The sequence below is a fragment of the Streptomyces sp. rh34 genome (assembly GCF_002551245.1).
Taxonomy (GTDB): Bacteria; Actinomycetota; Actinomycetes; order Streptomycetales; family Streptomycetaceae; genus Streptomyces.
On record NZ_NTGZ01000212.1, the window covers coordinates 1 to 12,570 of the forward strand.

Here is a 12,570-nt window from a genome sequence, read left to right on the forward strand (position 1 = left end):
GGTACGGGTCGCGGCCAGGTGGTGCCCGGCCAGCGCCGCGCCCAGCGGTCCGGGCAGCGGGGCGCCCGCCCCGGCGATCTGGCGGCCCGTGGGGGAGAGGACCCAGGCGCGCAGGTCCAGGTCGGAGGTGAGGAGGTCCAGCACCACCTCGGGGCCGCCGCCCGCCGGGCCCGAGGTCATCAGCCGCCGGTGCCGGTCCACCACGGCCGCCAGATCGCCCGCCCGCTCGCCGGAGACCTGACGTACGACGTACTCGGTGATCGTTGCGAATGCCACGGTCACATCCACGGCGAAGAGGGGGAGGCGGTGGTGCAGGCACGCCTCGACCAGATCGGCGGGGATGTCGCCGAGCTCCGCCTCGCCGACCGCGAGTCCGGCCACCCCGGCGCCCGCCAGAATCCGGACGAACGGCTCGGAGTCCGCCGCGCCCCGGCGCCAGGCGAGGCCCGTGAGCACCAGCTCTCCGCCGGAGAGGTAGCGGCTGGGATCGCGCAGGTCGGTCGTCATGACGCCCCGGACCGCGCGGTCCAGCTCGTCCTCGCCGCCGAGCAGCCGCAGGCCCAGCGCGTCGGTCTCCAGCAGTGCGCGCAGCCGCATCTCGTCGCCGCCGATCTTTCCGTAGGGGGAGCAGGTGAAGTTCGTGAAGGAGCAGGTGAAGGTGGAAGTGGGTGAAGGAGGTCGCGGGGTGGGGGAGCCATGGGGGATACGGGTATCTGTGAATTGCGGAGAGGTTACTGGTTCCCGCCATTCGTTCGAATCTACAAGACGCGGACGGACACCAGCCAACTCCTTCAGTGTTTCGGTGACTGCACCGGTAGGAGCGGGGCTTGTGTACTGGGCCACACACCACGTGAACACCATATGAACGAGCCAGTCGAGGGCCGGCCGTCCCCCAGCCCCAGCGAACGACCCGATTGAGAAGAAGAGAGCCACTCATGGACTTCCTTCGCCCCGCCAGCTGGGAGGAGGCGCTCGCCGCCAAGGCCGAGCACCCCACGGCTGTGCCCATCGCGGGCGGCACCGATGTGATGGTCGAGATCAACTTCGACCACCGGCGGCCCGAGTACCTCCTGGACCTGAACCGCATCGGTGAGCTGTCCGAGTGGGAGGTGGGTCAGGAGAGCGTGCGGCTCGGCGCCTCCGTGCCGTACAGCGCCATCATGGAGCACCTGCGCACCGAGCTGCCCGGTCTGGCGCTCGCCTCGCACACCGTCGCCTCCCCGCAGATCCGCAACCGCGGCGGCGTCGGCGGCAACCTCGGCACCGCCTCGCCGGCCGGTGACGCCCACCCGGCCCTGCTCGCGGCGGACTGCGAGGTCGAGGCCGAATCCGTACGCGGAACGCGGCTGATTCCCATCGACGCTTTCTATACAGGGGTCAAGCGCAACGCCCTGGAGCCGGACGAGCTGATCCGCGCCGTGCACATCAGGAAGGCCGACGGACCCCAGCAGTACTCCAAGGTCGGCACCCGCAACGCCATGGTCATCGCCGTCTGCGCCTTCGGCATCGCGCTGCACCCCGAGACCCGCACCGTGCGCACCGGCATCGGCTCCGCCGCCCCGACGCCCGTCCGGGCCAAGGAGGCCGAGGAGTTCCTGAACGCCGCGCTCGAAGAGGGCGGGTTCTGGGAGAACGGAAAGATCATCACCCCCGCGATCGCCAAGCAGTTCGCCGCTCTCGCGTCCGGCGCCTGCAACCCGATCGACGACGTACGCGGCACGGCGAAGTACCGCAGGCACGCGGTCGGCATCATGGCCCGCCGCACGCTCGGCTGGACCTGGGAGCAGTACCGCGGCGCGGGCCGCACGCTGGAAGGAGCTGCGTAACCATGCGAGTCAATTTCACGGTCAACGGCCGTCCGCAGGAAGCCGACGACGTGTGGGAGGGCGAGTCCCTCCTGTACGTCCTGCGTGAGCGCATGGGCCTGCCCGGCTCCAAGAACGCCTGCGAGCAGGGCGAGTGCGGATCCTGCACCGTCCGGCTGGACGGCGTCCCGGTCTGCGCGTGCCTCGTCGCCGCCGGCCAGGTCCAGGACCGCGAGGTCGTCACCGTCGAGGGCCTGGCCGACTACGCCAAGCACCGCGAGGACGCCCACCCGGGCGGCGGCTGCGCCTCCGGTGCCTGCGGCACCACCCTGGACGCCGCCAAGCGCCGGCAGTCCGGGCCCACCGACGGCCAGACCGGCGAGGCCGTCGAACTCTCCCCGATCCAGCAGGCGTTCATCGACGCCGGAGCCGTCCAGTGCGGCTTCTGCACCCCCGGCCTGCTGGTGGCCGCCGACGAGCTGCTGGAGCACACCCCCTCGCCGTCCGACCAGGACATCCGTGAGGCGCTCTCCGGCAACCTGTGCCGCTGCACGGGTTACGAGAAGATCCTCGACGCGGTCCGCCTCGCGGCCGCCCGTCAGGAAGAGGCGGTCCAGTCATGACGACGCCCCCGAAGGCCCAGACCGTACCGGCCGGCACCCCCACCAAGATCACCCAGGGTTCGCCCACCAAGGGCGGCATCGGCGAGTCCACGCTCCGCCCCGACGGCACCCTCAAGGTCACCGGTGAGTTCGCGTACTCCTCCGACATGTGGCACGAGGACATGCTGTGGGGCCAGACGCTGCGCTCCACCGTCGCGCACGCCGAGATCGTCTCCATCGACACCTCCGAGGCGCTCGCCACGCCCGGCGTCTACGCCGTGATGACCTACGACGACCTCCCCGCCGAGATGAAGAACTACGGCCTGGAGATCCAGGACACCCCGGTTCTCGCCCACGGCAAGGTCCGCCACCACGGTGAGCCGGTCGCCATCGTGGCCGCCGACCATCCGGAGACCGCGCGCCGCGCCGCCGCCAAGATCAGAATCGAGTACCGCGAGCTGCCGATCGTCACCGACGAGGCCTCGGCGACCGCTCCCGACGCCGTGCTCGTGCACGAGGGCCGCGACGACCACCACATCGGTCACGTCCCGCACCCCAACATCGTGCACCGCCAGCCGATCATCCGCGGCGACGCCGACGAGGCCGCGAAGCGGGCCGACGTCATCGTCACCGGCGACTACACCTTCGGCATGCAGGACCAGGCCTTCCTCGGCCCCGAGTCGGGCCTCGCGGTGCCCTCCGAGGACGGCGGCGTCGAGCTGTACGTCGCCACCCAGTGGCTGCACTCGGACCTCGGCCAGATCGCCCCCGTCCTCGGCCTGCCCGAGGAGAAGGTCCGCATGACGCTCTCCGGCGTCGGCGGGGCCTTCGGCGGCCGCGAGGACATCTCGATGCAGATCCACGCCTGCCTGCTGGCGCTCCGCACCGGCAAGCCGGTCAAGATCGTCTACAACCGCTTCGAGTCCTTCTTCGGACACGTCCACCGGCACCCGGCGAAGCTCCACTACGAGCACGGCGCCACCAAGGACGGCAAGCTCACGCACATGAAGTGCCGCATCGTCCTGGACGGCGGGGCCTACGCCTCCGCCTCCCCGGCGGTCGTCGGCAACGCCTCCTCGCTCTCGGTCGGCCCGTACGCCATCGAGGACGTCGACATCGAGGCGATCGCGCTCTACACCAACAACCCGCCCTGCGGCGCGATGCGCGGCTTCGGCGCGGTCCAGGCGTGCTTCGCCTACGAGGCGCAGATGGACAAGCTCGCCGCGAAGCTGGACATGGACCCGGTGGAGTTCCGGCAGCTCAACGCCATGGAACAGGGCACCCTGCTGCCCACCGGACAGCCCTGCGACTCGCCGGCCCCGGTCGCCGAACTGCTGCGCCGGGTCAAGTCCCGGCCGCTGCCGCCCGAGCAGCAGTGGCTGGCGGCGGGCAGCGAGGGCACCTCCGTCGACGTCCGCGCGCTGCCCGGCGGGCTCTCCAACACCACCCACGGCGAAGGCGTCGTGCGCGGTGTCGGCTACGCGGTCGGCCTGAAGAACGTCGGCTTCTCCGAAGGCTTCGACGACTACTCCACCGCCCGGGTCCGGATGGAGGTCATCAACGGCGAACCGGTCGCGACCGTGCACACCGCGATGGCCGAGGTCGGCCAGGGCGGCGTCACAGTCCACGCCCAGATCGCCCGTACCGAACTCGGCGTCAACCAGGTCACCATCCACCCCGCCGACACCCGGGTCGGCTCCGCCGGATCCACCTCCGCCTCCCGCCAGACGTACGTCACCGGCGGCGCGGTCAAGAACTCCTGCGAAGCCGTACGGGAGAAGGTCCTGGAGCTGGGCCGCACCAAGTTCGGGACGTACCACCCGGCCTGGGCCACCGCCGAACTCCTCCTGGAGGGCGGCAAGGTCGTCACCGACGGCGGCGAGGTGCTGGCCGACCTCGCCGACGTCCTGGAGGACGAGGCGATCGACATCGAGCTGGAGTGGCGCCACCGGCCCACCGAGGCGTTCGACCTGCGCACCGGACAGGGCAACGGCCACGTCCAGTACTCCTTCGCCGCACACCGCGCGGTCGTCGAGGTCGACACCGAGCTCGGCCTGGTCAAGGTCATCGAACTGGCCTGCGCCCAGGACGTCGGCAAGGCGCTCAACCCGCTCTCCGTCCTCGGCCAGATCCAGGGCGGCACCCTCCAGGGCATGGGCGTCGCGGTGATGGAGGAGATCATCGTCGACCCGCAGACCGCGCAGGTGCGCAACCCCTCCTTCACGGACTACCTGCTCCCCACCATCCTCGACACGCCGACGATCCCGGTCGACGTGCTCGAACTCGCCGACGAGCACGCCCCGTACGGTCTGCGCGGCGTCGGCGAGGCCCCCACCCTGTCGTCGACCCCGGCCGTCCTCGCGGCGATCAGGAACGCGACGGGCCTTGAGCTCAACAGGACACCGGTGCGGCCCGAACACCTCACCAGCACCTGAGAGACCCGCCGGGCGACCTCCCACCGGAGCTCGCCCGGCCCAGTCTCCGAGCGGTCCCCCCGAACTCTCCGGGCGGTGCGCAGCGCCGAGAACGTCACACTTTTCCGCTCCCCGCACCGCCCGGAGACACCAAGTACCGCACCGCTCGCGGTTCTTCACCGCCGTGCCGAGAGCACGGCATCGCCTCACGGATCATCCGTGCCGCCGGCACATCCGTTCTGCTTCACCGTCCGTCCCGGCCGTCCCCGGGTCGTGCAGCCGACGCAGCCATCCCAAATCCCGCATTCAGGAATCTCCAAGCGGGTGCCCCTGTGAACCTTGGGAGTCAGGCATCATGACCCAGCAGTCAGTGGAACCGAGAACCAGCCCGGAAAGTGCGGGCCCCGGCTCGCGCGTCCCCGCCGGAAGATCATGGCTCGACCGGTACTTCCACATATCCGAACGAGGATCCACCGTCGCGCGCGAGCTGCGCGGCGGCGTCACGACCTTCATGGCCATGGCGTACATCCTCCTGCTCAACCCGCTGATCCTGGGCGGGGAGGACGTCAACGGCAACCTCCTCAGCCAGCCCGGCCTGATCACCGCGACCGCCTTCGCGGCGGCCGCCACGACCCTGCTCATGGGCTTCGTCGGCAAGGTGCCCCTGGCGCTCGCCGCCGGGCTCAGCGTCTCCGGCGTGCTCGCCTCGCAGGTCGCGCCCAACATGACCTGGCCGCAGGCCATGGGCATGTGTGTGATCTACGGTGTGGTGATCTGCCTCCTGGTGGTCACCGGCCTCCGCGAGATGATCATGAACGCGATCCCGCTCGCGCTCAAGCACGGCATCACCATGGGCATCGGGCTCTTCATCGCCCTCATCGGCCTCTACAAGGCCGGATTCGTCCACCAGGGCCAGGCGACCCCCGTCTCCCTCGGCCCGGCCGGTGAACTCGCCGGCTGGCCCGTGCTGATCTTCTGCGTGACCCTGCTGCTCATCTTCATGCTCCAGGCGCGCGACATCCCCGGCGCGATCCTCATCGGCATCGCCGTCGGCACCGTCATCGCGATCGTCATCAACGCGATCGTCGACATCGACCCCAAGAAGTGGAGCAGCGGCCCGCCGGAGCTGGAGGGCAGCGCGGTCTCCACCCCCGACTTCTCGCTCTTCGGGAACGTCGAGTTCGGCGGCTGGGGAGACGTCGGGGTGATGACGGTCGGCATGATCGTCTTCACCCTGGTGCTGGCCGGCTTCTTCGACGCGATGGCCACGATCATCGGCGTCGGTACCGAGGCCAAGCTCGCCGACGACAAGGGCCGCATGCCGGGCCTGTCCAAGGCGCTGTTCATCGACGGCGCCGGCGGCGTCATCGGCGGTGTCGCCTCGGGCTCCGGCCAGACGGTCTTCGTGGAATCGGCGACCGGCGTCGGGGAAGGGGCCCGGACCGGGCTCGCCTCCGCCGTCACCGGCCTCTTCTTCGCCGCCTGTCTCTTCTTCACCCCGCTCACCGCGATCGTGCCGACCGAGGTGGCCTCCGCCGCCCTCGTCGTCATCGGCGCGATGATGATGCAGAACGCCCGGCACGTGGACTGGAGCGACCGCTCGGTCGCCATCCCGGTCTTCCTGACCGTGGTCCTGATGCCCTTCACGTACACCATCACCACCGGTGTCGCCGCGGGTGTCATCGCGTACAGCGCCATCAAGCTCGCCCAGGGCCGGGCCCGCGAGGTCGGGGCCTTCATGTGGGGACTGACGGTGATCTTCATCGTCTTCTTCGCCCTCAATCCGATCGAGAGCTGGCTCGGCGTCCACTGACGCCCGGGGCCGGTCCTGCGATCATGGCCGGACCCGCCCCGCGCCCCTTCACACCTGAGGAGATACGCCATGCTGGACATCGCCGAAGAGCTGCACCGGTGGGTCTCGCAGGGACGCGAGTTCGCCGTCGCCACCGTCGTGGCGGTCGGCGGCAGCGCGCCCCGGCAGCCAGGGGCCGCCCTCGCGGTCGACCGCGAGGGCTCGGCCATCGGTTCGGTGTCCGGCGGATGCGTGGAGGGGGCCGTCTACGAACTGTGCCAACAGGCCCTGGACGACGGGAAATCCGTCCGCGAGCGCTTCGGCTACAGCGACGAGGACGCCTTCGCGGTCGGTCTGACCTGCGGAGGCGTCATCGACATCCTGGTGACACCGGTACGGACGGACGACCCCGCCCGCCCGGTGTTCGCCGCCGCGCTCGCGGCCGCCGCCGAGGGGACGGCGGCCGCGCTGGCACGCGTCACGGACGGACCCGACGAGCTGCTCGGACTCCCGCTCCTGGTCCGCGCCGACGGCAGCCACGAGGGCGGGCTCGGCGGCCACCCGGCGCTCGACCGGACCGCCGCCGCCGAGACCCGCGCCCTGCTGGACGCGGGCCGCACCGGCCCGCTCGCCATCGGCGCGGAGGGCTCCCGCTGCGGCCGGCCCATCGAGCTGCTGGTCGAGTCCAGCGTCCCGCCGCCCCGCATGATCGTGTTCGGCGCCATCGACTTCGCCGCCGCTCTGGTCCGCGCCGGGAAGTTCCTCGGCTACCGCGTCACCGTCTGCGACGCCCGACCGGTCTTCGCCACCGCCGCACGCTTCCCCGAAGCCGACGAGATCGTCGTCGACTGGCCCCACCGCTACCTCGCCGGGACCGCGACCGACGCACGTACGGTGCTCTGCGTCCTCACCCACGACGCCAAGTTCGACATTCCGCTGCTGGAGACCGCCCTGCGCCTCCCGGTCGCCTACGTCGGCGCGATGGGCTCCCGCCGCACCCACCTGGAGCGCGACGACCGGCTGCGCGAGATCGGCCTCACCGACCGTGAACGGGCCCGGCTCCACTCGCCGATCGGCCTCGACCTCGGTGCCCGTACGCCGGAGGAGACGGCCCTGTCCATCGCCGCCGAGATCGTCGCGGTCCGGCGGGGCGGCAGCGGCGTACCGCTCACCGGAGCCCATACCCCCATCCATCACGACAGCAGCGGACAGCCCCTGGCCTCGGTGGCCTGAAACGCCCGTCAACACCGCGTCCACCTCGGGCGGGTTGCCGCCACGGCGGTTTCCCGCCCGTCGGATACGCAGCGGTCGCCCGGGATTTACCGGTAGATCAGCTGCATGACTTCTTCCCCCTCCTCCGTTCCCGGCCGGGCGAGATCCGCTCGCCCAGGACGCAGAGCCCTGCTCCTGGCGACCTCGGCCGCCCTGCTGGGCGGCACGCTGGTCCCCTTCGCGGGCACCGCCGGCGCCGCCCCCGCACCGCGAGCCGAGGCCACGAGCCCCGACACCCGCACCGACAGCCACACCGTCACCCTGATCACCGGTGACGTCGTGCGCTACGTGGACGGCCCCGGCGACCGGGACACCGTCACCGTGGACCGCCCCGACGGCGCGAGCGGAGGCGTCCGCATCCAGCAGGCGGGTGAGGACGTGTACGTCCTGCCCGACGAGGCCACCACGCTGATCGCGTCCGGCGCCCTGGACCGACGCCTGTTCAACGTCTCGGCGCTGGTGCGGATGGGATACGACGACGAGGGCACCGGCTCCGTCCCGCTCATCGCCACCTACCCGCCCGCGCGTGCCAAGGCCCTGCCCACCGCGCCGCGCGGCGCGAAGAAGGTCCGCACCCTCGAATCCGTCCACGGGGCCGCCCTCACGGCCGACAAGGGCGGCGCGCGGACGTTCTGGAGCGCCATCACCCGTCACGACAAGGCCCGTTCACTCGACGGCGGGATCGCGAAGCTGTGGCTGGACGGCCGCTCCGAGGCGCTGCTGACCGAGTCGGTGCCGCAGGTGGGCGCCCCGCAGGCGTGGGCGGACGGTTTTGACGGCAAGGGCGCCAAGGTCGCCGTCCTGGACACCGGCATCGACGCCGACCATCCGGACGTCAAGGACCGTGTCGTCGGCGCCCGCAGCTTCGTCCCGGGCGAGGAGGTCGACGACAAGAACGGTCACGGTACGCACGTCGCCTCCACCATCGCCGGATCCGGCGCCGCCTCGGAGGGCGCCAACAAGGGCGTCGCCCCGGCGGCCGACCTGCTCGTCGGCAAGGTCCTCGGCGACGGGGGATCCGGCGCGGACTCCGGGATCATCGAGGCCATGGAGTGGGCCAAGGCGGAAGGCGCCGACGTCGTCTCGATGAGCCTCGGCTCCCCGGTGCCCGACGACGGCACCGACCCGATGTCCCAGGCGGTGAACTCCCTCTCGGCCAACGGCGGCCCGCTCTTCGTGATCGCCGCCGGCAACGCGTACGGGGCGGGCACCATCGGCTCGCCCGGCTCCGCGGAGCAGGCGCTCACCATCGCCGCCGTCGACAAGCAGGACGGCCGCGCCGACTTCTCCTCGATGGGCCCCCTGGTCCGCTCGCACGGCCTGAAGCCCGACCTGTCGGCCCCCGGCGTCGGCATCAACGCCGCCGCCTCGCAGTCGATCCCCGGTATCGAGGGCATGTACCAGCCGCTGTCCGGCACCTCGATGGCCACGCCCCATGTCGCGGGCGCGGCCGCCATCCTGAAGCAGCGTCACCCCGACTGGTCCGGTCAGCGCATCAAGGACGCGCTGATGACCTCGTCCGAGAAGCTCGACGCGTACACCCCGTACGAGCAGGGCACCGGCCGGCTCGACGTGAAGGCGGCGATCGACACGACGATCGAGGCCACCGGCTCGGTCCGGGTCGCCTCCTACGACTGGCCGCACAGCCCGTCCGACCAGGTAGCCGAGCGCACCATCACCTACCGCAACGCGGGTGACACGGACGTCACACTGAACCTGGCCACCGACACGGACGAGCCGGCCTACACGCTCTCCGCCGACACGCTGACCGTCCCGGCCGGCGGCACCGCGGAGGCGGTCCTGTCACTCGACCCGGCGAAGGTCGACAACGACACCACCTTCTCCGGCCAGGTCGTCGCGAGCGACGCGGCGGGCGCGACCGTAGCGCACACCGGCTTCGCGCTCACCAAGGAGAAGGAGCTGCACGACCTGACGGTGAAGCTCCGTGACCGGGCGGGCAAGCCGATGGACGGCCTCGTCGTCCTCGCCGAACTGGGCGACCCGCAGCTCGGCCTCGTCCAGGTCGGCGGCGGTGAGACCACCCTGCGCCTGCCGCCCGGCAACTACACCGCATGGGCCACCGTGGACATCGACGGCGACCGCCCCGACTCCAGGGCCGTCGCGTTCCTCGCGGCCCCCGAGACGATCCTGACCGGCTCCACCACCGTCACCCTCGACGCCTCCAAGGCCCGCAGGATCGACGTGCGCACCCCGAAGGAGACCGAGACCCGCCAGCTCCGCTACGACATGGCGCGCACCGCCCCGGACGGCACCGTCCAGCGCGACGCGTTCCAGATACCGCTGACGTACGACCAGTTGTGGGCGAGCCCCACCAAGAAGGTCACACAGGGCAGCTTCAGCTTCCTGACCCGCTGGCGACAGGGCGAGAAGCTGATCGACGTCGAGGCCGACGGCCGTGACGTGCCGGTCTTCGTCCAGGGCGGCGCGGCGGTCGCCGAGGACCGCAGGCAGAAGCTGAAGGCGGTGTACGCGGGCAAGGGCACGCAGGAGGACTACCGGGGTGTGAACGCGCGCGGCAAGGCCGTTGTCATCACCCGCAGCGCCGACGTCGCTCCCGCCGAACGCCTCGCGGCGGCGCTGGCCGCCGGGGCCGAGGCCCTGTTCGTCGTCAACGACGAGCGCGGCGTGGCGATGGAGAGCTACACCCCGTACGGCGAGGAGACCACCATCCCGGTCGCCTCCGTCCAGTCCTCCGCGGGCGAAAGCCTGATCAGGGCGGCGCAGCGCGGCCAGAAGGTCCAGGTCGGCCAGAAGAAGTTCGCCGACTACGTGTACGACCTGGTGGACCGCCACGACGGCACGATCCCGGACCGCTCGCTGGCCTTCGCCCCCTCGACCCGCCAGCTCGCGAAGGTGGAGAACACCTTCTACGGCCACAAGAAGACGCTCGGCGGCGGCTACCGCTACGACATCCCGGACTACGGGCCCGGCCTGGGCTTCGAGGAGTACGAGCAGTTCCCGGACGTCCGCACCGAATGGGTCAACCCGCTCCCGGGCGACTCCTTCTGGTACGAGAACCACGCGGTCCTCAACGCGGAGAAGTCGGACCGGGCGCACGAGATGCGCAGCGCCGAGCTGGACTACCGGGCGGGCAAGGACTACCGCGCCGAGTGGTTCGCCCCGGTGGTCCGCCCCCGTCTCGGCACCGGCTACTGGGGTCCGTTCCGCACGGTGTCCAACGACGTCCAGTTCAACATCACCCCGTGGACGGACGCGGGCGCGGGCCACTCCGGCTCGATGCCCGAGAACGAGTACGACACCACCTCGTACGCCTTCTACCAGGGAGACACGGAGCTGAAGAAGGGTGCGGGCAGGGCCGGTTACGTCGGTGACCTCGCCGCCGAGAGGCTCCCGTACCGCCTGGTGATCGACTCGGAGCGGGACGCGGAGACCTGGAAGACGTCGACCCGCACCCACTCCGAGTGGGGCTTCGTCTCCGGCGCGCTGGACGAGGGCGGCGCGTACCGGGCCGACATCCCGATGCTTCAGCTGGACTACGCCGTCGACACCGACCTGGCGGGCGACGTCCGGGCCGGCCGTCCGACGGAGATCGGCCTCTCCTCCGGCACCCAGGAATGGCTGCCGGGCGCGGTGAAGGCGGACAAGGCCTCGTTGTCGGTCAGTTACGACGACGGCAAGCACTGGTCGAAGGTGGACCTCCGCAAGGAGGAGGCCGGCGAGTGGACCGCCTCGTTCCGCACCCCGCCGAAGGGCGCGACGTCGGTCTCGCTCAAGGCGCACGCGGAGGGCCCCGGCGGGCTCGTCGTCGACCAGGAGATCATCCGGGCCTTCGGCCTGAAGTGACCTGCTGACGTGGTCCCGCACCCCCTCGGGGGCGCGGGGCCGCGGACCACCTTCTGCCGGCGGGCGTTCGGGGGAGCGCGTGAACGATCCCGCCGGGCCGGTGCGGTTGGATAGCACCATGAGCGTTCACGACGTGGCCCGCAGGCTGCCGGGTATATCCGCCCTCACCGACCTCTGCCGTTCCCTGGCGATGCTCGACGCGATCCTGTGTCCCGAGTGGGACCACCGCTGGCACAGCTACGACGCGCGGTGGTCGCCTACGGAGGCGATGGCCTCGATGCGGGACGGTTCGGGCGGGGAGTACAGCGTGGTCTTCTCCGCCGACGGGGCGTACGCGCGCGGCTTCGACCACGAGTCGCCGATGAGCCCGTACGTGGACGACGGCCCCTGGCCCGGGGTGCTCGACGAGGTGCCCACCGTGTTCCGCCGTTACGTCGACGAGCCCTCGTTCACCGACGAGTTCGGCATGCCCGTCGTCACCGCCTGCCTCTGGCGCGCGAGCGACGACGACCGCTGGCGGGCGGGGTCCATCGAGTTCCCGGAGGAAGGTGAGGACTCCGACGGGGCCGACTGGCTCTTCCAGCTCCTGGTCACGGGCACCCCCGAGTCCTACCGGGAGTGGGCCGAGGACCATTTCGAGGTCTCCATCGACCTCGAAGCCGTACGCCACGTCTATGCGCTGCGGCCGCTGACCGACGAGGTGATCGCCGCCCTCGCCCCCGAGCGGGCCCCCGCCGAACTGGCCGAGGACATCAAGGAGATCGGGTACCCGGTCGGCACGGGGGAGTAGGCCGCGCCCCGGAGGCCGGGCGCCCGCCCGCCGGTGGCGCCGCGGTCAGTCCGCCTCCGGGGCTGTCTCT

At 71.2% G+C, this 12,570-nt stretch carries 8 protein-coding genes; 7 read left to right on the plus strand and 1 reads right to left on the minus strand.

Translation table 11 applies throughout. The features are described from left to right. The coding region (locus tag CR470_RS28700; protein WP_179892399.1) for a PucR family transcriptional regulator ligand-binding domain-containing protein at positions 1-597 on the minus strand (597 nt) is incomplete at its 3' end. Positions 598-935: 338 nt separating this feature from the next. On the opposite strand from CR470_RS28700, the gene CR470_RS28705 reads away from it, so the two are divergent. From CR470_RS28705 to CR470_RS28735, 7 genes are all read left to right on the plus strand, one after another. Continuing rightward, on the plus strand, positions 936-1,826 hold the full coding sequence (locus CR470_RS28705) for an FAD binding domain-containing protein (RefSeq protein ID WP_097870413.1): 891 nt from the start codon (positions 936-938) through the stop codon (positions 1,824-1,826). Positions 1,827-1,828: 2 nt separating this feature from the next. After that, the gene (locus CR470_RS28710; RefSeq protein ID WP_097870414.1) at positions 1,829-2,428 is read left to right on the plus strand and encodes a (2Fe-2S)-binding protein; all 600 of its coding nucleotides are present in this window, start codon (positions 1,829-1,831) and stop codon (positions 2,426-2,428) included. Then, the gene (locus CR470_RS28715) at positions 2,425-4,842 is read left to right on the plus strand and encodes a xanthine dehydrogenase family protein molybdopterin-binding subunit (RefSeq protein ID WP_097870415.1); all 2,418 of its coding nucleotides are present in this window, start codon (positions 2,425-2,427) and stop codon (positions 4,840-4,842) included. The genes CR470_RS28710 and CR470_RS28715 overlap by 4 nt, the downstream gene beginning before the upstream one ends. A gap of 334 nt (positions 4,843-5,176) precedes the next feature. Next, positions 5,177-6,634: an NCS2 family permease gene (locus tag CR470_RS28720; protein ID WP_097870416.1), complete on the plus strand. Its 1,458-nt coding sequence runs from the start codon at positions 5,177-5,179 to the stop codon at positions 6,632-6,634. 69 nt (positions 6,635-6,703) lie between these two features. Beyond that, complete coding sequence (locus CR470_RS28725) at positions 6,704-7,846, plus strand: XdhC family protein (RefSeq protein ID WP_097870417.1); 1,143 nt, start codon at positions 6,704-6,706, stop codon at positions 7,844-7,846. 105 nt (positions 7,847-7,951) lie between these two features. Beyond that, on the plus strand, positions 7,952-11,710 hold the full coding sequence (locus CR470_RS28730; protein WP_257138948.1) for a S8 family serine peptidase: 3,759 nt from the start codon (positions 7,952-7,954) through the stop codon (positions 11,708-11,710). 118 nt (positions 11,711-11,828) lie between these two features. Continuing rightward, complete coding sequence (locus CR470_RS28735) at positions 11,829-12,500, plus strand: hypothetical protein (RefSeq protein ID WP_097870418.1); 672 nt, start codon at positions 11,829-11,831, stop codon at positions 12,498-12,500. Positions 12,501-12,570 lie beyond the last annotated feature (70 nt).